General features: G+C 62.1%; 20 protein-coding genes. 2 read left to right on the top strand and 18 right to left on the bottom strand.

Features of this window, described 5'->3' with window-relative positions; translation table 11 throughout:
- Positions 1-113: 113 nt before the first annotated feature.
- From trmH to cobA, 8 genes are all read right to left on the bottom strand, one after another.
- Complete coding sequence (trmH, locus tag BUC04_RS20940; RefSeq protein WP_067661388.1) at positions 114-821, bottom strand: tRNA (guanosine(18)-2'-O)-methyltransferase TrmH; 708 nt, start codon at positions 819-821, stop codon at positions 114-116.
- 66 nt (positions 822-887) lie between these two features.
- Positions 888-1,271: a RidA family protein gene (locus BUC04_RS20935; RefSeq protein ID WP_067661390.1), complete on the bottom strand. Its 384-nt coding sequence runs from the start codon at positions 1,269-1,271 to the stop codon at positions 888-890.
- Between the two features lie 18 nt (positions 1,272-1,289).
- Complete coding sequence (spoT, locus tag BUC04_RS20930; RefSeq protein WP_067661392.1) at positions 1,290-3,395, bottom strand: bifunctional GTP diphosphokinase/guanosine-3',5'-bis pyrophosphate 3'-pyrophosphohydrolase; 2,106 nt, start codon at positions 3,393-3,395, stop codon at positions 1,290-1,292.
- A gap of 70 nt (positions 3,396-3,465) precedes the next feature.
- Entirely contained in the window at positions 3,466-3,744 is a 279-nt protein-coding gene (gene rpoZ, locus BUC04_RS20925; RefSeq protein WP_067661394.1) for a DNA-directed RNA polymerase subunit omega, read from the bottom strand.
- A 64-nt stretch (positions 3,745-3,808) separates the two neighbouring features.
- Positions 3,809-4,432: a guanylate kinase gene (gene gmk, locus BUC04_RS20920; protein ID WP_067661396.1), complete on the bottom strand. Its 624-nt coding sequence runs from the start codon at positions 4,430-4,432 to the stop codon at positions 3,809-3,811.
- A 290-nt stretch (positions 4,433-4,722) separates the two neighbouring features.
- Positions 4,723-5,058: a nitrite reductase small subunit NirD gene (gene nirD, locus BUC04_RS20915; RefSeq protein WP_067661398.1), complete on the bottom strand. Its 336-nt coding sequence runs from the start codon at positions 5,056-5,058 to the stop codon at positions 4,723-4,725.
- Positions 5,055-7,586 (bottom strand): nitrite reductase large subunit NirB, encoded by a 2,532-nt coding sequence (nirB, locus tag BUC04_RS20910; protein WP_067661400.1) that lies wholly within the window; start codon positions 7,584-7,586, stop codon positions 5,055-5,057. The genes nirD and nirB overlap by 4 nt, the downstream gene beginning before the upstream one ends.
- A gap of 9 nt (positions 7,587-7,595) precedes the next feature.
- On the bottom strand, positions 7,596-8,390 hold the full coding sequence (gene cobA, locus BUC04_RS20905) for a uroporphyrinogen-III C-methyltransferase (RefSeq protein WP_067661402.1): 795 nt from the start codon (positions 8,388-8,390) through the stop codon (positions 7,596-7,598).
- 349 nt (positions 8,391-8,739) lie between these two features.
- On the opposite strand from cobA, the gene BUC04_RS20900 reads away from it, so the two are divergent.
- Both BUC04_RS20900 and BUC04_RS20895 read left to right on the top strand, forming a co-directional pair.
- Positions 8,740-11,376: a nitrate reductase gene (locus tag BUC04_RS20900; RefSeq protein ID WP_067661403.1), complete on the top strand. Its 2,637-nt coding sequence runs from the start codon at positions 8,740-8,742 to the stop codon at positions 11,374-11,376.
- Positions 11,377-11,471: 95 nt separating this feature from the next.
- On the top strand, positions 11,472-11,954 hold the full coding sequence (locus tag BUC04_RS20895) for a Dps family protein (RefSeq protein ID WP_234977468.1): 483 nt from the start codon (positions 11,472-11,474) through the stop codon (positions 11,952-11,954).
- A gap of 98 nt (positions 11,955-12,052) precedes the next feature.
- Here BUC04_RS20895 and BUC04_RS20890 read toward each other — a convergent pair whose 3' ends face one another.
- The 10 genes from BUC04_RS20890 to BUC04_RS20850 all read right to left on the bottom strand — a co-directional run bounded on the left by BUC04_RS20890 (position 12,053) and on the right by BUC04_RS20850 (position 21,549).
- Positions 12,053-12,631: a hypothetical protein gene (locus BUC04_RS20890; RefSeq protein WP_073326137.1), complete on the bottom strand. Its 579-nt coding sequence runs from the start codon at positions 12,629-12,631 to the stop codon at positions 12,053-12,055.
- A gap of 64 nt (positions 12,632-12,695) precedes the next feature.
- Positions 12,696-12,827 carry a hypothetical protein gene (locus BUC04_RS24225; RefSeq protein ID WP_268762551.1) on the bottom strand — a complete coding sequence of 44 codons (132 nt, stop codon included), beginning with the start codon at positions 12,825-12,827 and terminating at the stop codon, positions 12,696-12,698.
- Between the two features lie 45 nt (positions 12,828-12,872).
- A complete protein-coding gene (locus tag BUC04_RS20885) occupies positions 12,873-15,095 on the bottom strand; it encodes a peptidase domain-containing ABC transporter (protein WP_073326135.1) in 2,223 nt (740 codons plus the stop codon).
- Entirely contained in the window at positions 15,095-16,339 is a 1,245-nt protein-coding gene (locus BUC04_RS20880; RefSeq protein ID WP_067661409.1) for an HlyD family secretion protein, read from the bottom strand. The genes BUC04_RS20885 and BUC04_RS20880 overlap by 1 nt, the downstream gene beginning before the upstream one ends.
- Positions 16,340-16,641: 302 nt before the next feature.
- Complete coding sequence (gene glpG / locus BUC04_RS20875; protein ID WP_067661564.1) at positions 16,642-17,481, bottom strand: rhomboid family intramembrane serine protease GlpG; 840 nt, start codon at positions 17,479-17,481, stop codon at positions 16,642-16,644.
- Positions 17,478-17,807, bottom strand: a complete 330-nt coding sequence (gene glpE / locus BUC04_RS20870) for a thiosulfate sulfurtransferase GlpE (RefSeq protein ID WP_067661411.1) — start codon at positions 17,805-17,807, stop codon at positions 17,478-17,480. Before glpE ends, glpG begins: the two co-directional genes overlap by 4 nt.
- Before the next feature lie 100 nt (positions 17,808-17,907).
- Positions 17,908-18,315 (bottom strand): DUF2057 family protein, encoded by a 408-nt coding sequence (locus BUC04_RS20865; RefSeq protein ID WP_067661413.1) that lies wholly within the window; start codon positions 18,313-18,315, stop codon positions 17,908-17,910.
- A gap of 232 nt (positions 18,316-18,547) precedes the next feature.
- Complete coding sequence (gene tdh, locus BUC04_RS20860) at positions 18,548-19,573, bottom strand: L-threonine 3-dehydrogenase (protein ID WP_067661414.1); 1,026 nt, start codon at positions 19,571-19,573, stop codon at positions 18,548-18,550.
- Positions 19,574-19,582: 9 nt separating this feature from the next.
- On the bottom strand, positions 19,583-20,779 hold the full coding sequence (locus BUC04_RS20855) for a glycine C-acetyltransferase (protein WP_067661415.1): 1,197 nt from the start codon (positions 20,777-20,779) through the stop codon (positions 19,583-19,585).
- A gap of 128 nt (positions 20,780-20,907) precedes the next feature.
- Positions 20,908-21,549, bottom strand: a complete 642-nt coding sequence (locus BUC04_RS20850; protein ID WP_067661416.1) for a TetR/AcrR family transcriptional regulator — start codon at positions 21,547-21,549, stop codon at positions 20,908-20,910.
- Positions 21,550-21,600: the final 51 nt, after the last annotated feature.

Below are 21,600 nucleotides of genomic sequence, written 5' to 3'. Positions count from 1 at the left end.
AAAAACCGGTCATACCAGTCACTAAAGTAACTGCTATTTAACAAAAACTGTAGAAATTTGCGGCGAACGTGCAGACAGGCTGTGAAAATCCCGCGTCGGATAACAACTGCGGTTCAGTCGTCGAGGTGTTCCCAGGCGTGTTTGCTCATCTGCACCCGCTGCCACCAATCGTCCGGCGCCTGGATCTGGCCCTGTTCGTCGATACGCGGGTAGGGCAGACCTTTCTGACGGCAGATCCGGGCAAAAATGGGGTGCCCACCCTCAAACAGATGGCGCTGGCAGATCGCCTCATCCAGGGTGCGCACGCCGTATAGGCCAGCGGCCTGACGCTGTCGCTGGGCTTCATACAGGATCAGCGCAGCGGCGACAGAGACATTGAGAGACTGCACCATACCCACCATGGGGACGATGATGTCCTGGTCCGCCAGAGCCAGGGCCTGATCGCTGATGCCGTCTTTTTCGTTGCCCATCATCAAGGCGGTGGGGCGGGTGTAATCGATCTCGCGGTAGTCCACTGCGGTGTCGGACAGGTTGGTGACCAGCACCTGCATCCCCTGGCCGCGGAAATGGTTGATGGCGTCGGCGGTGCTGTCGTGGCTGCGCACATCCACCCACTGCCCCGAGCCGGAGGCCTTGTGGTTAGAGACCCGAGTACTCTCGGCCAGCCAGATGGCGTGCACCTCGGGCACCCCTACCGCGTCGGCGGTGCGGATCACCGCGGACAGGTTGTGGGGCTTGTGGATGTGCTCCAGGCAGATGGTCAGATCCGACTGGCGGTTATCCAGCATGGCGTTGATTCGGGCTAGGCGTTCCGGGCTCATAGGGTTTCACTCTAAAACAACAAGGGGCCCCGAAGGGCCCCAAACAAAATACGATACAGGGCGCGCTTACAGCACCATGACGCCGTCCATCTCCACCAGTACCCCTTTGGGCAGCTCCTTGACGCCGATGGCGGCACGGGCCGGATAGGGCTGTTGGAAGTACTGGCCCATCACCTCGTTGACCTTGGCGAAGTTGGCCAGGTCGAGCATGAAGATGTTGAGCTTAACGATGTCCTGCAGGCTGCCACCGGCGGCTTCGCACACGGCCTTGAGGTTCTCAAAGACCTGCACCACCTGGCTGTCGAAATCTTCGCCTGCCTTCTCCATAGTAGCGGGATCCAGCGGGATCTGGCCGGACAGGTAGACGGTGTTGTCCACCTTGACTGCTTGAGAGTAGGTACCGATGGCGGCCGGGGCCTTGTCGGTGGCGATGATGGTTTTCTCAGCCATGGGGTCTCCTTGCTTGCGTTAGTTGCGCGCGCGCGACGCTTTCATCACTTCTGGCAGCACCCGGATCTTGCGGATCACATTGGCCAGGTGCACCCGGTTCTTCACGGTCAGGGTCATGTTGATGCTGTAGACCCGACCATCCTTGTCATCGGTATGCAGGTTCTGGATGTTGGCGTCGGCCCCGGCGATCAGCGAGGTCAGCTTGGCCAGGGCACCCTGGTGGTTGACGATCTCCACCCGCAAGCCGGTGAGGTATTCGGAATCGACGTCGTCGGTCCACTCGACGTGCATGAATTTTTCCGGCTCGGTTTCCATCGCCCGGCTGATGTTGCGGCAGCTGTCGATGTGCACCACCAGGCCCTTGCCGGGGCTGATGTGGGCCACCACGTCGTCACCCTGGATCGGGCGGCAGCACTTGGCGAAGGAGACCAGCATCCCCTCGGCGCCCTTGATCGGCAGCTTCTTCTTGCCTTCCTCGGCCAGCTCATCGTCGGTGTCGCCGCGCATCCGCTGGGCCACCACCAGGCTCATCACGTCACCCAGGCCAATGGCGGCCAGCAGGCCGTCGAGGTTGTCGTAATTGGATTCTTCCACCACGCTGGCGACGACTGACGGGTCGATGTCGTCCAGCCGCAGCTCGCCCAAGGCGTGGTTGAGCAGGCGACGCCCCAGGCTGATGGACTCGGCCTGTTCGACGTTCTTCAGCACCTGGCGGATCTTGGCCCGGGCCTTGCCGGTCACCACGAAGTTGAGCCAGGCGGCATTGGGGCGAGCGCCGGGGGCGGTGATGATCTCCACCGTCTGACCGGATTTGAGCGGCATGCTCAGCGGGTAGGCCTGACGGTTGACCCGGGCACCGACGCACTGGTTACCCACGTCGGTGTGGACTGCATAGGCGAAGTCCACCGCGGTGGCGTCCACCGGCAGTTCGATGATGCGGCCCTTGGGCGAGAACACGTAGATCTCGTCGGGGAACATGTCGTTCTTGACCGACTCAATGAACTCAAACGAGTTACCGGCGCTTTGCTGCAGCTCCAGCAGCGACTGCATCCACTTGCGGGCCCGGATCTGGGTGGTGGTGGCGTTGTCGTCGTCGCTCTTGTAGAGCCAGTGCGCCGCCACCCCTTTGTCCGCCATCTGATCCATGTCGTGGGTCCGGATCTGGATCTCCACCGGCAGGGCATGGGGGCCCAGCAGCGAGGTGTGCAGACTCTGGTAACCGTTGGCCTTGGGGATGGCGATGTAGTCTTTGAATCGGCCGGGACGGGGCTTGTACAGGGTGTGCATGGCGCCCAGCACCCGGTAGCAGGTATCGATGGTATCGACGGTGATGCGGAAGGCGTAGATGTCCATGACATCTTCAAACTGGAGCTCTTTGTTCACCATCTTGTTGTAGATGGAGTAGAGGTTCTTCTCCCGGCTCAGCAGTTGAGCCTGGATCCCCAGTTCATCGAGTCGGCCGACAATCGCCTTCTCGATGTTGTTCATCATGTCCTTGCGGTTGCCACGGGCGGCGGAAACCACCTCTTTGAGCACCCGGTAACGCATCGGGTAGAACGCCTGGAAGCCCAGCTCTTCCAGTTCATTCTTGATGTTGTGGATGCCCAGCCGGTTGGCCAGCGGGGCATAGATCTCGAGGGTTTCCCGGGCGATGCGGCGGCGCTTGTCCGGTCGCAGCGAACCCAGGGTGCGCATGTTGTGGGTGCGGTCGGCCAGCTTGATGAGGATCACGCGAATGTCCTGCACCATGGCCATCACCATCTTGCGGAAGTTCTCCGCCTGCGCTTCCTCGCGATCGCGGAATTTCAGCTTGTCGAGCTTAGACACCCCCTCCACCAGCTCTGCCACTGCATGACCAAACTGCTGAGCCAGATCCTCAAAGGTCAGCTCAGTGTCTTCAATCACATCGTGCAGCAGGGCTGCCATCAGCGTCTCGTGATCGAGGCGCATCTCGCCCAGGATACGGGCGACGGCAATGGGATGGGTGATATAGGGGTCGCCGCTGGAGCGCATCTGCCCTTCATGGGCATCCCGGGCAGTAATGTACGCCTGGGTGAGTAGCTCTACCTGCTCGGGTTCGAGATAACTGGATGCCAGTTCCTTCAGGCTTTCAAACAGGTACAACGGCGACCTCCGAGGGGAATACCTAGTGCATTAGAGATTGCGATTAAACAAGGTTCCAATGCAACGGGTATTACAGGGTGCGACCTTCGGCGATGGCCGCAACGGCAGCCAGTTCGGCCGCTTCCTTTTCGCGCTCTGCCTGGCGCTCCTGCTCATCCAGGGTGTTGGAGTTGATCAGGCCTTGCTCGATCTCGCGCAGGGCGATCACGGTGGACTTATCGTTCTCCTCTTCCACCAGAGCTTCTTTGCCCTGTACGGACAGCTGGCGTGCGCGGCGAGCTGCAACCAGGATCAGATCGAAACGGTTGCCGATTTTATCTACGGCGTCTTCTACAGTAACTCGTGCCATTTACGAGAAACTCCTGTGTCGTGAACGATTGGAAAAAATGACGCAAAAGTGTACATGAAGTCAGCTATTGTGCCAACAGATCTTCTAGCATATCACTGTAAGCTTCTGCCTGCCTAGCCAGTGTGTTGCGCTGGCTCTTCACAATCCCTTCCAGATCCGCCAGGGCGGCGTCGAAATCCTCGTTAACGATGACGTAGTCAAACTCGTTGTAATGAGACATCTCGCTGATCGCTTCCGCCATGCGGCCGGCGATCACTTCGTCGCTGTCCTGACCGCGGCCACGCAGGCGGCGTTCCAGCTCTGCCTTGGAGGGCGGCAGGATGTAAACCCCAACGGCGTCGGGGATCAGCGCCTTGACCTGACGGGCGCCCTGCCAGTCGATGTCGAGGAACACGTCGATGCCCTTATCCAGGGTCTGTTCGATGGTGATGCGGGAGGTGCCGTAGTAGTTGCCGAACACCTCGGCGTACTCGAAGAAGGCATCTTCGGCGATCAGGGCTTCGAACTGGGCTTTATCTACGAAGTGGTAGTGCACGCCGTTTTCCTCACCGGGGCGCATTGCCCGGGTGGTGTGGGAGACCGAGACCTGCATGTTGGCGGGTTGGTCTTTCAGCAGTGCGCTGATCAGCGATGACTTACCGGCGCCGCTGGGGGCCGCAAGGATAAACAGATTGCCACGACGAGCCATGGATGGGATCCCTGAAAACAGTTAGTTGCCAGCACAGTGTAGGCGGCGAGAGTTAAGGGTCGGCGCCAATGCAGTAGGCAGGCGCAAATTCGAGGCGCGATATGTTAGCACCTCTGCCGGATGGGACAAAATAAACGGCCTAGGGGCAAGTGACGGCCAGGGTGAGATACTATGGGGTTGGTAAGGGGGGAGCTAGCGGAAGCAGCTGGCGCAGGGTCTGCGCCAGCTTACTCCCAGTGTTAGGAATTTAGGTCGACCCAGAAGTGTTGGCCGTTACCGATCCTCCTCGCTCAACCGCCGGGCAGGGCCAGCTGCACCTGTTCACCCTGGCAACGCACGGGATAGACGGTCAATTGCACCGCGTCGTCCTGCAGGCATTGGCCGGTGGTGAGGCAGAAGTGGTGCTTGTACAGCGGCGAGGCCACAGTGAGCTGCTCACCGATCTGGGCCAGCAACCCACGGCTGAGCACATTGGCACCGCCGATGGGGTCACGGTTGTCGATGGCGAACAGCTGGTCATCCAGGGTTCGGAACAGGGCGACCTGACGCTGGGCTAGCAGGGCGCAGACGCCGCTGTTGGGCGGGATATCGGTCAGCGGGCAGACATCTTGCCATTGGGCATTCATGAGTTCACCTCCATCACCGGGATCGCCAGCTCATCCGGTCGGGCAGGGCGGATCTGGCCCCGCTCCGGCACGAATCGGACGCCATCATCGGCCTGTTCGCTGTTGATGAAATGGCTAAAGCGCTTGAGCTTCTCCGGATCTTCCAGGGTTGCCTTCCATTCGCATTGGTAGCTGTCCACCAGATGGGCCATCTGTGCCTCCAGTTCATCGCATATTCCCAGTTTGTCCTCGATCACCACCGCCTTGAGGTAATCCAGCCCCCCCTCCAGACTCTCCATCCACACCGAGGTGCGCTGCAGCCGGTCGGCGGTACGGACGTAGAACATCATGATCCGGTCGATGTACTGCAGCAGGGTGCGGTCGTCCAGATCGGTGGCAAAGAGATCGGCGTGGCGGGGGCGCATGCCGCCGTTGCCGCAGACATAAAGGTTCCAGCCGTTCTCGGTGGCGATCACGCCAAAGTCCTTGCTCTGGGCCTCGGCACACTCCCGGGTGCAGCCGGACACCGCCATCTTGATCTTGTGGGGTGAGCGGATCCCGCGGTAGCGCTCCTCCACGGTGATCGCCATGGTCATGCTGTCCTGCACGCCGTAGCGACACCAGGTGCTGCCGACGCAGGATTTCACCGTACGCAGGGCCTTGCCGTAGGCGTGGCCGGTCTCAAAGCCGGCGTCCACCAACTGGCGCCAGATCAGCGGCAGCTGGTGCAGCTGGGCACCAAACAGGTCGATACGCTGACCGCCGGTGATCTTGGTGTAGAGGTTGTACTGCTTGGCGATCTGGCCCAGCACGATCAGCTTGTCCGGGGTGATCTCGCCACCGGGCACCCGCGGCACCACCGAGTAGGTGCCGTCCTTCTGCATGTTGGCCAGGAAGGTGTCGTTGGTGTCCTGCAGGCCGACATGGGGCGTGGCCAGCACGTGCTCGTTCCACAGCGACGCCAGCATCGAGCCGATGGCCGGCTTGCAGATATCACAGCCATGCTGGCCCTGGCCGCAATCTGCCAGTACCTGGTCAAACTGCTTGAGCTGTTTGATGCGGACGATGTCGAACAGCTCCGCCCGGGAGTAGGCGAAGTGTTCACACAGGTGGTTGTTGACCTCCATCCCCAGGCTTTCCAGGGTGCTGTTAAACACCTGGCCCACCAGCTGGCTGCAGCCGCCGCAGCCGGTGCCAGCCTTGGTGCAGGCCTTGAGCTCGCCCAGGTCGTGACATCCGTCCTGGATGGCACTGCACAGATCGCCCTTGCTAACGTCATGGCAGGAGCAGATCTGAGCGCTGTCCGGCAGCAGATCACTGCCTAGTGCTGCCGGGGCGGCACCCTCGGCCAGTGGGATCAGCAGCTGCTCCGGGGCGCAGGGCAGCGGCAGATTGTTCAGGCACAGCTGCAGCCAGCTGCCGTAATCGCTGCTGTCGCCCACCAGCACCGCGCCAAGCAGGCGATCGCCGGCCTCGTTGACCACCAGCTTCTTGTACACGCCGGTGGCCTCGTCATTGAAGCTGTAGCTGAGGCTGCCCTCGCTCTGGCCGTGGGCATCGCCGATGCTGGCTACCTCCACCCCCAATAGCTTGAGCTTGGTGCTCATGTCAGCACCGACAAACGACGCTGGCTCACCCTGCAGATGCTGCGCCGCTACCTTGGCCATCTGGTAGCCGGGGGCCACCAGGCCGAAGATCCGGCCCTGCCAAAGGGCACACTCACCGATGGCGTAGATATCCGGGTCTGAGGTCTGGCAGTGGTCATTGATGACGATGCCGCCGCGCTCGCCGATGGTCAGGCCGGCATCCCGGGCCAGGGCATCCTGCGGGCGGATCCCGGCGGAGAACACCAGCATGTCGGATTCAAGCGTCGTGCCATCGGCAAACTGCAGGCAGTAGCGCTGCTGCTCGCCGCGGGCAATGGTCTGGGTGTTCTTGCCGGTATGGACCGACACCCCCAGCGCCTCGATCTTGTGGCGCAGCAGGGCGCCGCCGCCGTCATCCAACTGTACTGCCATCAGCCGGGGCGCGAACTCCACCACATGGGTATCCAGCCCCAGGGTCTTGAGGGCATTGGCCGCTTCCAGCCCCAGCAGACCGCCGCCGATCACCACCCCGCTGCGGCTGCTGCGAGCGGAGGCCTGGATCGCTTCCAGGTCTTCAATGGTGCGGTAGGGGTGGATATGGGGCTGCTCCCGGCCGGGGATGGGCGGGATAAAGGGGTAGGAGCCGGTGGCCAGCACCAGCTTGTCGTAGCTGAGGATGTCACCCTGTTCGGTGATCACCGTCTTGCCGGTGGGGTCGATGCCGCTGATCCGGGCGTTGAGGTGGTAGTGCACCCCGGCCTGCTGATACTGGTCTTCGCTGGTCAGGGCCAGGCTGTTGGCGTCGCCTGTGGCAAAGAACTGGGTCAGTTGAACCCGGTCGTAGGCCAGGCGAGGCTCCTCGCTGAAGGTGATCAGCTCCAGCCCCGGCTGATCGGTTAACTGCTCCAGCAGGTGATGCCCCACCATGCCGTTGCCGACCACCACTATCCGTGTTTTGTTCATTGTTCTCTCCTAAGCCGTCAGGGCTGCGGGCAGGGTTTGTGAGGGGGCGCCGAACCAGGCCAGGGCTGCTGACAGCGACACTACCTCACCGATCACGATCAGGGTTGGGCTGGCCAGCCCGTGTTGTTTGGCCTGCAGCGGCAGCTCCGCCAGGGTGGCCGTCACCAGTCGCTGCTCCGGCCGGCAGCCCTGTTCAATCAAGGCCGCGGGAGTGCTGGCGGCCATGCCATAGCGCTGCAGTGTGGCGCTGATGCGCTCAAGCTGGCTCAGGCCCATGTAGAACACCAGGGTCTGGTTGCCCCGGGCCAATCCGGCCCAGTCCAGATCCAGCTCCGATTCGCCGTGGCCGGTCACCAGGGTGCAAGCCTGAGCCAAACCGCGGTGGGTCAGGGGGATCCCGGCGTAGCTGGTGCAACCGCTGGCGGCGGTGATCCCCGGTACCACCTCGGTGGCGATCCCTGCCTGGTGCAGGGCCAGCATCTCCTCGCTGCCGCGGCCAAAGACAAAGGGATCGCCCCCTTTCAGGCGACACACCTGCAGGCCCTGCTGGGCCAGTTGGACGATGAGATCATTAAGACGGTGCTGGCCAATGCCGTGACGATGCTTGGATTTGCCCACGAACAGCGCGGTGCTGTCTTTGGGAAACAGGTCACGGATCGCTTCACTGACCAGGTTGTCATAGAGGATCACGTCCGCCTGTTGGATGCAGCGCAGGGCTTTGACGGTGAGCAGATCCGGATCGCCAGGTCCGGCACCCACCAGGCTGACTCGGGCTTCCTCGCTGGGTTTGGGCGTGTGGGCCATGGCTCCCTCTTGTCGGTTCCTTGTGACAGGTAGGGCTCGGCAAAGCAAAAGCGGTGCCAGCCCCAGTCGCCAGTGGATGGGGTGGCCGAAAAATCCCGTTTGGCGGGCCTTCCGGGCCCGTCGGATAAAGCACATAGCGGCGTTGTCACCAGGCAGAGGGGCTGGGGAATGCACCGTTGCATCGCATCCGGGTGTCGCTTTGGTGCACTGCACCATCGGAGGGAGCAACGACAGCAGTGGCGCCATTAATAAAGCATTGAAAGCATTGGTTTTTAAATCTTGTTGATGCTTGGCCCTCTCCTTGCAAACCCTTGGGTCTAGCCCTTGCCCAACCAGAGAGCAACGCAGCATGGCCCCACGCTCAGTACATACCACCTGCCCCTACTGCGGCGTTGGCTGTGGCGTTATCGCCACCGCCGGCGATGCCCCCACCGTAGTGGGGGATCCCCATCACCGGGCCAACTTCGGCAAGTTGTGCAGCAAGGGGCTGAACCTGGCTGATACCCTGGGGCCGCAAGGCCGGCTGACCCACCCCATGGTGCGGGGAGAGCGGGAGAGCTGGCCCCGGACGATCGGTTACGTGGCACAACAGCTGCAGCAAACCATTGATCGCTTTGGCCCGGACTCAGTGGCGTTCTATGTCTCCGGCCAGCTGCTGACCGAGGACTACTACGTTGCCAACAAGCTGATGAAAGGCTTTATCGGCAGCGGCAACATCGATACCAACTCCCGCCTGTGCATGTCGTCGGCGGTGGCGGCCCATAAGCGCGCCTTTGGCAGCGATACCGTGGCGGGCTGTTACCAGGATCTGGAGCTGGCGGACCTGGTGATCCTGACCGGCTCCAACCTGGCCTGGTGCCACCCGGTACTGTACCAGCGGATCCTAGCGGCCAAGGCCAAACGGCCGCAGATGAAACTGGTAGTGATAGACCCCCGTCGTACCGCCAGCTGTCACGGTGCCGATCTGCATCTGCCGATCAAGGCCGGCGGCGATACCCGACTGTTCAATGGCTTGCTCCATTTCCTCCGTCGTCAGGGCAAGCTGACGGGGCTGGCGCAGTTGGATTCGGTGGCCCCCACCCTGGAGCAAGCGGCCCGAGCCGGCAGTGTGGCGGAGATCGCCAAGGCACTGGATCTGGAGTACGCCGATCTGCTGACCCTGTTCCAGTGGTTCGCCCAGACCGACAAGGTGGTGACGGTGTTCTCCCAGGGGATCAACCAGTCGGACCGGGGGGTGGATCAGGGCAATGCCATCCTCAACTGTCACCTGGCCTCGGGCAAGATGGGTTTTCCCGGTGCCGCGGCGTTTTCCATCACGGGTCAGCCCAATGCCATGGGCGGACGCGAGGTGGGGGGGCTGGCGAATACCCTGGCGGCGCACATGGAGTTTGGTGACGAGGCTGCGCACCAACGGATCAGCCAGTTTTGGCAAACCCAGACCCTGGCCCGGCAGCCCGGCCTGACCGCGGTAGAGCTGTTTGATGCGGTGCGCATCGGCCGGATCCAGGCGGTGTGGGTGATGGGCACCAATCCGGCGGTCAGCCTGCCGGATGCGGCCAAGGTACGTCAGGCGCTTAAGGCCTGTCCCCTGGTAGTGGTGTCTGATTGCGTGGCCGAGACCGACACCGTGGCGCTAGCGGACGTGGTGCTGCCTGCCCAGGGCTGGGGAGAGAAGGATGGCACCGTCACCAACTCGGAGCGGCGGATCAGCCGACAGCGGGGCTTTATGACCCCGGTGGGGGAGGCCAAGCCGGACTGGTGGATTGTGTGTCAGGTGGCCAAGGCGATGGGCTTCGGCCACGCCTTTGATTTTGACGGCCCGGCGGCGATCTTTCGCGAACATGCAGCCCTGTCTGGGCTGGATAACCAGGGCCAGCGGGATTTCGACATCTCCGCCCTGGCCCGGCTCACCCCGGCCCAGTACAACGCGCTGGTGCCACTGCAGTGGCCTCAGCCGGCGGGTCGGCCGTTGCAGCTGGGTGATCGCCGGCTGTTCGAGGATGGCCAGTTCTTTACTGCCAGTGGCCGGGCACGGCTGGTGCCGGTGCAGTCAGCGCCGTCAGCGCCTAGGCTGCTGGGCCGGTTGCGGCTTAACTCCGGGCGTTGGCGGGATCAATGGCACACCATGACGCGCACGGCACGGGCCACCAGTCTGAATCGACATGCGGGAGAGCCCGCGGTGCAATGCCACCCGACGGACGCCCAGGCCCGTGGCTTGCAACAGGGCCAGCTGGTGGCGCTGCACAATGAGCTGGGGGAGGCCCGGGTTCGACTGATCATTACCGACGAGGTGCGTCGGGGCGAGCTGTTTCTGCCGCTGCACTGGAGCGGAGCCTTTGCCTCCCAGGCCTGGGTCAATGACCTGGTGACCCCCACCCTCGACCCCATCTCCCGTCAGCCGGCATTTAAACAGTCCCAGGTTTCACTCAAGGCGGTGACGGTGGGCTGCTACGCCAGTGTGTTGTGTGCTGAGCCTGTAGCTCTGGAGCTGGAAGGGCTTAGCTACTGGGCGCGTCAACCGGTGGCCGGAGGCCAGTTGTACCATCTTGCGGATGAGCGCGCTCCGGAGGCGATGCAGCAGTGGTTGCACCAGCAGCTGGGCGCGCCCAGCTGGCAGGGGCGTCAAGGAGCTCGCCGGTTGGGGTTGGCCAGCGGCCAGAATGCCCTGCAGTGGGCCTTTGAGCTCGCAGCTGCGCCACAGGCACTGCTGGGCAGCGCGTTGGCGTCCTTGCTGGCGGAGCCACCGGGTCTGGCGACCCAGCAGCGGTTAATGACCAGCCCACCGCGGGGGCCTGGCCAGCTTATCTGCAGCTGCCGTAATGTCACTGAGCAGGCCGTACAACAGGGTCTGGCAGCCGGGGAAGACAGCGTCGGCGCGCTGATGGAGCGCACTGGGGCGGGCTTGGGCTGTGGCTCCTGCCAAGGGGATCTGGACCGCATGCTGCGCTGTCACCATCGCGGGATCCCCCGGGACCAGGCCAGTTAGAGGTTTTCGATTATCGCGATAGTTTTTGTCCATTTTAATTGTGCGGGTTTCCCTCGTACTCTGTGCTCATCGGTTAGCGCAGTACTTAGGTGAGCATCATGAGCACAAATTTGATTGGATTGGACAAGCAGGGCGCCGGCGCCCTGGCAGAGCAACTCAACGGCCTGTTGGCCAATTACCAGGTGCTCTATATGAACGTACGGGGTTTTCACTGGAACGTTCAGGGTGCCAACTTCTTTGAACTGCACGCCAAGTTCGAGGAGATCTACGACCAGTTGCTGATCAAGGTGGACGAACTGGCGGAGCGGATCCTGACCCTGGGTCAGCAGCCGCTGCACGGTTTCTCCGATTACCTCAGCCGCGCCCAACTGGATGAAGCCAAGAACGTGCACGATGGCCACGTCGCGGTGGAGAACATCCTCGGGGCCTACCAGCTGCTGCTGGGCCAGCAACGCAAGATCCTGGCCGCCGCGGCGGAGCTGGGCGACGAAGGCACCGTCTCCCTGCTAAGCGACTACATCAGCCAACAGGAGAAAGAGTCCTGGATGCTGGCCGCTTACCAAGGTCGTCGCGCCTGAGACAATAGCGACATCCCTCCCTGCAGTGACAACGCCCGGCCAATTGGCCGGGCGTTGTTGCGTTTGAGCGTTGCGGTTTATATACGGCATGGATTGGCTCAGGGCATCTCGCTGATCGCCTCCACGTCCAGGGCAGCGGCGTAATCCAGCAGGTCCTGCCGGTCGACATTGCTGCCGCTGATCTGTACCAGCACCCGGTTGTCGATCACCATGTTGAGTTCGCCACCGCGACGCTGTTCGTCGTAGGTCACCATCGCCTTCTGTCGGCCGATGCGCTCCATCTTCGAGCCCTGGGCCGAGGCGAAGGAGGGGTTGGACAGCATCATCAGTACCCCTTGCAGCATCGGGGAGTCGGTCATCAGGCTGATCTCCACCCGGGCATCGCCCTTCTCGTAATCCCGCGCCACCATGATCCCCCCCATCATCCCTGTATTGGTGGTGGTCTCATCGTCCATGTTGATCTTCCAGCCGGACAGCGGCGGTGGCAGCAGCTCCGCCAGGGCCCCGCCCTTTTTCTGCTGGATCAGCTGGGTGGCGTACTGCAGGCTGGCCGCGGCCTCGCCGTAGTTGCCCTCTTTGTAGAACTCCAGCGCCTCGCTGATGTGCATCTCCACCTCGTCCGCCGCAAGCAGCGGCAGACTCAACAGACTCATCCCTATCAGAAGCCAAGCTTTCATGGTCGTTCTCCGTGTCGACAGGCTTAACCTGCAAGCCTAGTCCACCGCTGGGCGCCAGGGTGGGTTACTCCACCAGCCAAACAAACAGCAGGGTGCTGAGCAGCAGATTGAGTGGCAGCAACAGCGATTTCATTGACGCCCAAAGCGACGGACGACTGTGGATCTGTCGGTATTCTGCGGGCGGCAGTTCGTTCATGGGTACCTCCTTGAATGACCCGTTATGAGAGTGAGCCGTTGCACCTTATTGACCGGCCCCGACGACCTGAACGGTGTCCTGAGGGTGGATCGGGCCTGCGGGAGATTCACTGTCTGGCTCTGAGTTCTTTGTCACCGGTGAACCCTCGGTCTCCAGCAGTCTGCCCTGGCTAAGGGTGACACAGCGCTGGGCGGTGCTGAGGGTTTCCTGTCGGTGTGCCACCATCACCCGGGTGATGTTAAGCGCGGCGATCTGTTCGCTGATCTTGGCCTCGTTGTCATGATCCAGGTGGCTGGTGGCTTCATCGAGGAACAGCACAGCCGGCTGCTGGTACAGGGCCCGTGCCAGCAGCAGTCGCTGCTTCTGGCCACCGGAGAACTGGCTGCCCATATCACCTACCAGGCTGAGGAACCCCATTGGCAGCTGCTGGATCTCGTCACTAATGGCAGCCTGGCTGGCACAGCGCTCCAGCCTGCGGCGGTCGGGGTTGGGGTCGAAGCCGGTGATGTTGTCGGCCACGGTGCCGCTGAGCAGCTGGTCCTCCTGCATGATGGCGCCGATCTGCTGGCGGTAGGCAAGCAAGCCGATCTGGGTTATCTCCTTACCATCCAGGGTGATCCTGCCCTGGGTCGGGGTCAGCAGCCCCAGCATAATCTTCATCAGGGTGGTTTTGCCGCAACCGGAGGGGCCGGTGATCGCCACCGATTCGCCGGCGCGGATGGTCAGGTCCACCCCTTGCAGGATCTCCGGCTGGTCCGGGCCGTAGCGAAAGTGCACCCCCTCCAGGCGCAACTCCCCCTTCACCTGATCCAACGGAACGCAGCCCTCTCGATGGGCCTCCTGGGGATGGAGCGCGATATCGGCGATGCGGTCCAAGTAGAGCCTGAGCATGCGAAACTGGATCATCTGCTCGATCAGCTTGGCGATGTGGTCGCTGAGCTGGCCCTTGTAAGCCATGAACGCCAGCACCATACCGACGGTCAGTTGCCCGGCCATCACCGCCCCGGCGGCGAGAAACACCACCAGCACGTTCTCCAGGCCAAACAGGGTCTGGTTGAGGGTGTCGAAGCCGATGCGTAGCTTGCCCAGGCGGATATCGGCGTTGATCACCTCGGCGTAGCGATTGAGCCAGATCCCGTGGCGCTGGGCCTCACGGGTTTGCAGCTTGATGGTCTGGATCGCCCTCAGGCTCTCGATAAAGTGAGTCTGCTCCTTGGCTGAGGCCTGGATCGACTCCTCGGTGGCCCGCTGCAGTTGGCGTATCAGCACCAGTCGGAGCAGGGTGTAGAGGCCGATAAAGGCCAGGACCACCAAGGTGAGCTTGATGCTGTAGAGCGCCATCATCACCAGCACCGCCAGGGACATCAGGCCATCCACCATCGCCTCGACAATACCGGTGGTCAGCCGCTCCCGCACCTGGTTAAGGGCACCGAAGCGAGACACCAGATCGCCCACATGGCGGGTTTCGAAGTAGGTCATCGGCAGACGCAGCAGGTGACGCAGCAAATTGGCCCCTAGCTGCAGGTTGAACAGGCTGGATAGCCTCAGTACCAGCCAGCCCCGTAGGGCGCCAGTGGCGGCCTTGAACAGCACCAATAGGGCGAAACCTATAGCCAGCACACTGAGTAGCGCCCGGTCCTGACTTAGCAGCACCTCATCCACCACCCACTGCATGTAATAGGGCGCCGCCAGGGCCGCCAACTGCAGCAGCAGGGAGAGGATAAGCAGGGAGCCCAAAGCTGGCAGCAGGCCGGTGAGCTGGCCCCACAATTGGCGAAGCTGCAGCGGTTGCCGCTTGTCCTGTTTGACGAAGCCCTCACCGGGGCGCAGCTCCAGGGCAACCCCGGTGAAATGCTGGGCGAACTCCGGCAGCTTGAGGATCCGCTTGCCGCAGGCGGGATCATTGATGTAGACCCGGTCACGGCGGACACCGGTGAGTACCACGAAGTGGTTCATATCCCAATGCAGCACGCAGGGCAGTTGCAGCTTGCCGATCTCCGGCAGCGGGCACTTCAGTGCACGGCAGTTGAGGCCCAGCCCGTCTGCCAGCTGGATCATCTGGTGCAGGTTCATCCCCTTGAGCAGGGTGGGAAAGCGCTGGCGCAGGGCGGCCAGGTCAAGCTTGTGGCCGTGGTAGCTGGCGACCATCGCCAGGCTGGCCAGGCCACACTCTGCCATCTCCGCCTGCAGGATCAGCGGCACCTGCCGTGTGCCGGAAAAGGTAAGCAGCTGAGTGGGGCAGGGGGTCATATCGGTCTGCATTGTCATTAACCGATCCTCCCCTGCAGGCTGTAGATGGGATCCAGCAGCCATTGCAGCAGGCTGCGGCGATCAAGCTGGATGTCCGCCTCCAGCTGCATCCCAGCTTTGAGCGGGAAATGCTTGCCATAGGCCAGGATGCTTTGTTGGGTGAGCTTGGCCTTTAAGCGATAGACCGGCTCCTGCGGTGCGATGGGCAGGGTTTGATCGCCGTTGACCAACAGGGATTTGTCGACCCGGATGATCTGCGCCTCGACAAAGCCAAAGCGCTGGTAGGGGAAGGCGTCGAAGCGCAGCTTGGCGGTATCACCCAGCTGGACGAAGCCGGCAGAGCGGGAGGGCAGCAGCAACTCCGCCACCAGGATGGCGTCTTGCGGGATCAGGCTCATCAGCGAGCGGCCGCCATTGAGCTGCTCCCCTTCGATAGCATGCAAAGCCGAGATGGTGCCAGCGGTGGTGGCCCGCACCACGAAACGGTGGTTGCTGCGCGCCTCGTCCAGTCGCTGCTGCATCGCTGCCCGTTGCACCTGGTCATCGCTGCGCTGCAGCTGGTGCTGAACCGGTAGGCGCTGCAGCTGCAGCCCCAGGGCACGCAGGTCCGACTCCAGCTGGACCTGCTGAGCACTGATCTGCTCCAGCTCCTGGCGTGCTGCCAACAGACGCTCCTGCTGGGTCTGCAGATCCAGCTCGGACAGGTAGCCCTGCCGATGCAGCTGTTCAAAACGTCCCTCTTGCTGCTGGATCAAACTGACCTTATCCAACAGCAGCTGGTACTGCCGCTGCAGGTTGGTTTCCGCCGCCAACAGCCGGGTGCGCTGATCCTCCAGCTTGCGGGTGTCCTGCTGCAGTAAAGTGGCCCTTTGGCTCATCTGCTCATCGAGCCAGTGCAGTTGCTGCTCCAGCTGGGCGATGGTCTTCTCATTGAGTTCACCACCGGAGGCCAGGTTGCGCTTGAGCACCAGTACCGCCAGGGCCTGATCCTTCTCCACCTGCTGGCCCGCTTTCACCAGCAGGGTCTCCACCACGCCGGCGCGAGTGGCGGTGACCTTGATCAGGCCCTTGTCCGGGTTGAGAAAGCCGGACACCGTCTCCTTGCGGGCATAGTGGGCGTTGGCCAGAAAGGTCAGGCTGAGCAGCAGCAGGGCCAACAGCAGATAGCTGAGGCCCTGCAGCGAGCGAGGTTGTGACAGTACGACGGTGCCGAGCAGTTTTTGTTGTTGTGCCTCAACGGCTTGTTGACGGAATAGTCCCATAGGCCCTCCCTGGCATTGGCGAGGCCGACCCTCCTTGGTGCGGCCCTAAACCAAATCTAGCCAAGCCTGCCGCTGGGCAAATCGCGGATGTGCTCTGGGGTTAGCGATACCCTGACATCCTCCCATCCATGCTTATGGCGCATAAACCAATGATAATCAGCGGAAATTAGAGCTCTAAGGTGGCGTGAAGGGGAGGGTGAGGGCAAAGGATCTCTGCGCTGGATAAGCGAAATCGCCACCGGCATGCGGTGGCGATCTCTTACACTGGCCTCACGGCAGTAATAGCCATGAAAATTATGGGGTTAAGCCCGTTTTCGCCCATCCAGCAGGGCCTGTCCGACCCCGACCAACAGGCCGCCCAGGTGGGCATAGTTGGCCATGTTCATAAAGCCCATAAAGCCCAGGACCAGCCACAGCAGCAGGAAGCCGACGTAGGCTGGCGGCAGTGCCAGTGGCGAGCTGGGGTTGAGCCGGCCGTGGATCCAGCAGTAGCCCACCAGCGCGTAGACCACGCCGGACAGGCCGCCGAAGTTGGGTCCGACCAGGGCGAACTGCAGCAGGTTGGGCAGGGTGCCGGCCACCAACAGCAGGATCAGTAAGGTACCAACGCCCCGGTCCCGCTCGATGCGGCCACCGAGGTACCACCACCACAGCAGGTTGAACACCACGTGCATGGCAGAGAAGTGGATCAGCGACGGGGTGAAGAAGCGCCATACCTCGCCGCTGCTCATCGCCTCCCAACTGGTGGGGAAGCGCAGCAGGTTAAACAGGTTCTCGGCAAAACCCATGTTCCAGAACAGCCAGATGGCGCTGCACAGCGCCAGGATGAACAGGGTCAGCGGGCCAGATTGGGTAATGATCGATTGGAAAAACTGCAGGCCCGGGGCGCCGTAGTCGAGCCGGGCGTCGCCCTTGCGGGGAACCTCGCCGGACTCCCAGGAGGCAGCCAGGTAGCGTCGATTGTAGGGGTCCTGCAGGAAGCGCTCGTACTCTTCCCGGCCACGGTGGTAGTGCTCCGACGACACCAGGATGGCGACGCCATCCTCGGCACTTTGCAGTTGCGCCTCGATGCCTTGGGCGATCAGGTAATCGGCCAGGGCACGCCCGGCCCTGGGGTCGCCCAGTACGCCGATCTCCATCATTGCGCCGGCCCCGGCGGCCACAGGCCCTTGGCCTTGGCCCAACCCTCATAGCCGCCATCCAGGCTGTAGACTTGCTCAAAGCCCTGCTCCGCCAGGTAGCCGGCGGCGCCCTGACTGGAGATGCCGTGGTAGCACACCACCACCAGCGGGTCTTCAAACTCGGCGTTGAGGATGTAGTCAGCGAGGTTGCCGTTGTGCAGATGGACGGCGCCGGGGATGTGGCCGGCGGCAAAGGCATTGGGATCGCGGATGTCGACGATCTGGACACCCGGCTGCTGCGCCAGGGCATCGAACTGCGCCAACGGCAGGCATTGGTATTGGCTCATGGAGGTTCCCTTCTTCTGTCTCGCTCCAGTTTACTGACTCACTACGGGCGAAACAAAAAGGGGGAACAAAAAGCGCCTCACAAAGGAGGCGCCGTTCAGCTTACAGCAGCTCCACCAGCCACTGTTCGACGGTTTTGGGCTCCACCGGCTGGCGATTGCCCTCGCTGTCGACCACCACCATGCCTGGCGCCTGCATGAAGGCTTGCCACTGTTTGGCCTGCTCCGGTGCGTCCAGCTCCAGCTGATAGCTCTGGCCCGGCTCCAGTGACAGCTTCACCAGCCAGGTGGGGGTGCTGTACAGGTTGGGGGTGAACAGCGGGCGGAAGCTCTGCTCATAGCGCAGGCTCAGTACCTGCTTGCCCTCGGCAAACGTCAGGGTTTGCTCCGCGTCTTTTATCGGCAGGCCGTTGATGGCCAGCGGGGTGGCACCCTCAGGCAGGGTCAGGGTAGCGGCACTCAGAGGTGAGGTGAGGGCCAGCAGGGTGGCGGCGAGTAGGGCTTTTTGCATCGTAGACTCCGTGTTGCACGATGTTAGGGGGCAAGGCGTTGTGATCTGCCAGTGCGACGGGATCCTATCGACGCTGAAGTAAAAAAGAGCGACCTGGCTAACACTTTGACGATACAGGCTTTGATCGTTTTTTATCCGTAGTGAGTCGAGCGGGGAAAGGGCACCAGCAGCGCCGCTCAGAAACAAAAACGCCTTCCCGGAGGAAGGCGTTGTCAGAGGCAAAGCCGCGGGCTTAATCCCAGTTGAGGATCACCTTGCCGGACTGGCCGGAGCCCATCACATCGAAGCCCTGTTGGAACTCGTCGATGGAGAACTGATGGGTGATGATCGGGCTGATATCCAGGCCGGATTGCAGCAGGCTGGCCATCTTGTACCAGGTCTCAAACATCTCGCGACCGTAGATCCCTTTGATGATTAGGCCTTTGAAGATCACTTGGTTCCAGTCGATGCCCATGTCTCCCGGCGGGATCCCCAGCAGCGCAATCTTGCCGCCGTGGTTCATCGCCTCCAGCATGCCGTTGAAGGCGGAGGGGACACCGGACATCTCCAGGCCCACGTCGAAGCCTTCGGTCATGCCCAGCTCGTTCATCACGTCGCTGAGGTTCTCGTTGGCCACGTTGACCGCACGGGTGGCGCCCATCTTTCGGGCCAGGTCCAGGCGGTACTCGTTAACGTCGGTGATCACCACGTGGCGGGCACCGACGTGCTTGGCGACCGCTGCCGCCATGATGCCGATGGGGCCCGCGCCGGTGATCAGCACGTCCTCACCCACCAGATCGAAGCTCAATGCGGTGTGCACGGCGTTGCCGAAGGGGTCGAACACCGCGGCCAGTTCGTCGGAGATGTCGTCCGGGATCTTGAAGGCGTTGAAGGCCGGCAGCACCAGGTACTCGGCGAAGGAGCCGGGACGGTTGACGCCGATCCCCACGGTATTGCGACACAGGTGGGTGCGGCCGCCACGGCAGTTGCGGCAGTGACCGCAGACCAGGTGACCTTCACCGGAGACCCGGTCTCCGATGGCAAAGCCTTTTACCTCGGCGCCCACTTGCACCACCTCACCGACGTATTCGTGGCCTACTACCATGGGCACCGGAATGGTCTTCTGTGACCATTCGTCCCAGTGGTAGATGTGCATGTCGGTGCCGCAGATGGCGGTTTTACGGATCTTGATCAGGATGTCGTTATGGCCAATCTCAGGCGTGGGCGCATCCACCATCCAGATCCCCTTCTCAGGGTGGAGTTTGGAGAGTGCTTTCATGTCAGCTCCTCAGATAATGCCCAGCTCTTTGCCGATGCGGGTGAAGGCATCGATCGCCTTATCCAGTTGCGCGCGGCTGTGGGCAGCGGACATCTGGGTGCGGATCCGGGCCTGGCCCTTGGGCACCACGGGGAAGGAGAAGCCCACCACGTAGATCCCTTCGGCCAGCAGACGGTCGGCAAACTCGGCCGCCAGGGCAGCGTCGCCGATCATCACCGGGATGATGGCATGATCGGCACCGGCCAGGTCAAAGCCCGCAGCGCCCATCTTCTCGCGGAAGTAGTTGGCGTTATCCCACAGCTTGGCACGCAGCGCATCGCCGCCTTTCATCATCTCCAGCACGCGGATGGAGGCGGAGACGATGGCCGGGGCCAGCGAGTTGGAGAACAGGTAAGGACGGGAGCGCTGTCGCAGCCAGTCGATCACTTCCTTCTTGCCGGAGGTGAAGCCACCGGAAGCGCCACCCAGAGCCTTGCCCAGGGTACCGGTGATGATGTCGACCCGGTCCATCACCTTGCAGTGCTCGTGGGTACCGCGACCGCCTTCGCCGACAAAGCCAACGGCGTGGGAGTCATCCACCATCACCAGGGCACCGTACTTGTCCGCCAGGTCGCAGACCGCTTCCAGGTTGGCGATCACGCCATCCATGGAGAACACGCCGTCGGTGGCGATCAGGATGTGGCGGGCACCGGCCTCTTTGGCCTGCTTGAGGCAGTTTTCCAGCTCGGCCATGTCGTTGTTGGCGTAACGGAATCGCTTGGCCTTACACAGACGCACACCGTCGATGATGGAGGCGTGGTTAAGGGCGTCGGAGATGATGGCGTCTTCGGCGGTCAGCAGGGTCTCAAACAGGCCGGCGTTGGCGTCGAAACAGGAGGAGTAGAGGATGGTGTCTTCCATCCCCAGGAAATCAGACAGCTTCTGCTCCAGCTCCTTGTGGATGTCCTGGGTACCGCAGATAAAGCGCACGGAGGCCATACCGAAGCCGTGATCGTCCAGGCCATCCTTGGCAGCTTCGATCAGCTGCGGGTGGTTGGCCAGGCCCAGGTAGTTGTTGGCGCAAAAGTTCACCACCTGGTCGCCGGAGGCGACCTGGATGGCGGCCTGCTGAGCGGAGGTGATGATCCGCTCGTTCTTGTAGAGGCCGTCCGCTTTGACCTGGTCAATCTGGTCGCGGATCTGCTGGTAAAACGCGGAAGTGGACATGCTGTCTCCTGAAAAATCCGGGTCGTCGATAGGATATTGGCGCACATTCTAGCGGGGCTTTGAGCAAGTTTCAGCCGTTGCAGGAAAATGTCGCCAGCGCCCCCGTGCCGGGAGCGCCAGGGTGAGGCTCAGGCGGCCCGTTGGGCCAGTTGGCGGTAGTGAGCAGCCAGGGCGTCGAAACGGGGCCGCCCCTGGGGAGTGATGTAGCCATGGAACAGCGCCATCACTTGCTCAACGCCTTGATAAACCATGGATTCGTTGATGGGCTCATCCAGGTTTTGGGTGTAGAGGTGGCTGATCCAGTGGGTCACTACCAGCTTGATGCCCTCGGCGAAGGACTCGAGGTAGGCATCGGCGATGGTCATGGTGCCCTGGGCGCACAGCGCACGCAGGGTCTGGATGGCCGAGGTGAGCACCTTTTGATGGGCTGCCAGGTAGCGCTTGTGCAGCTCCGGGTCACGGGCCAGGATGTCTGACAGGCTGGCGTAGAGGAAGCGAAAGCGCCACATCCCCTCGAACATGTTGTCCAGGTAGTAGCGCATCAGGTCTTCCGGCTCGCCCTGCTCGCGCAGGTTGTAGGCCTCTTCCAGGTAGGCTTCATACTGGGCAAAGATGGCCCTAATGATCTGCTCTTTATTGCGGAAGTGGTAGTAGAGGTTGCCGGGGCTGATCCCCAGGTGGGCGGCGATGTGATTGGTGGTGATGGCCCGCTCACCGTGCTCATTGAACAGCTCGCAGCTGGCTTGGATGATGCGCTCTTTGGTCTTCATTCGCCACACAGGGGTCGCAACTAAGGTGTGCGCTAGGTTAGCACCCATCCG

It is taken from the genome of Ferrimonas marina, assembly GCF_900129905.1.
GTDB classification, from domain to species: domain Bacteria; phylum Pseudomonadota; class Gammaproteobacteria; order Enterobacterales; family Shewanellaceae; genus Ferrimonas; species Ferrimonas marina.
Note: the sequence above shows the minus strand (reverse complement) of the source record. Positions and strands in the feature narration are given on the sequence as shown.

Coding starts and splice junctions, on each gene's coding strand:
- trmH (WP_067661388.1), bottom strand. CDS start 821: ATGAGCCCGGAACGCCTAGCCCGAATCAACGCCATGCTGGATAACCGC.
- BUC04_RS20935 (WP_067661390.1), bottom strand. CDS start 1,271: ATGGCTGAGAAAACCATCATCGCCACCGACAAGGCCCCGGCCGCCATC.
- rpoZ (WP_067661394.1), bottom strand. CDS start 3,744: ATGGCACGAGTTACTGTAGAAGACGCCGTAGATAAAATCGGCAACCGT.
- gmk (WP_067661396.1), bottom strand. CDS start 4,432: ATGGCTCGTCGTGGCAATCTGTTTATCCTTGCGGCCCCCAGCGGCGCC.
- nirD (WP_067661398.1), bottom strand. CDS start 5,058: ATGAATGCCCAATGGCAAGATGTCTGCCCGCTGACCGATATCCCGCCC.
- nirB (WP_067661400.1), bottom strand. CDS start 7,586: ATGAACAAAACACGGATAGTGGTGGTCGGCAACGGCATGGTGGGGCAT.
- cobA (WP_067661402.1), bottom strand. CDS start 8,390: ATGGCCCACACGCCCAAACCCAGCGAGGAAGCCCGAGTCAGCCTGGTG.
- BUC04_RS20900 (WP_067661403.1), top strand. CDS start 8,740: ATGGCCCCACGCTCAGTACATACCACCTGCCCCTACTGCGGCGTTGGC.
- BUC04_RS20890 (WP_073326137.1), bottom strand. CDS start 12,631: ATGAAAGCTTGGCTTCTGATAGGGATGAGTCTGTTGAGTCTGCCGCTG.
- BUC04_RS24225 (WP_268762551.1), bottom strand. CDS start 12,827: ATGAACGAACTGCCGCCCGCAGAATACCGACAGATCCACAGTCGTCCG.
- BUC04_RS20885 (WP_073326135.1), bottom strand. CDS start 15,095: ATGACAATGCAGACCGATATGACCCCCTGCCCCACTCAGCTGCTTACC.
- BUC04_RS20880 (WP_067661409.1), bottom strand. CDS start 16,339: ATGGGACTATTCCGTCAACAAGCCGTTGAGGCACAACAACAAAAACTG.
- glpG (WP_067661564.1), bottom strand. CDS start 17,481: ATGATGGAGATCGGCGTACTGGGCGACCCCAGGGCCGGGCGTGCCCTG.
- glpE (WP_067661411.1), bottom strand. CDS start 17,807: ATGAGCCAATACCAATGCCTGCCGTTGGCGCAGTTCGATGCCCTGGCG.
- BUC04_RS20865 (WP_067661413.1), bottom strand. CDS start 18,315: ATGCAAAAAGCCCTACTCGCCGCCACCCTGCTGGCCCTCACCTCACCT.
- tdh (WP_067661414.1), bottom strand. CDS start 19,573: ATGAAAGCACTCTCCAAACTCCACCCTGAGAAGGGGATCTGGATGGTG.
- BUC04_RS20855 (WP_067661415.1), bottom strand. CDS start 20,779: ATGTCCACTTCCGCGTTTTACCAGCAGATCCGCGACCAGATTGACCAG.
- BUC04_RS20850 (WP_067661416.1), bottom strand. CDS start 21,549: ATGAAGACCAAAGAGCGCATCATCCAAGCCAGCTGCGAGCTGTTCAAT.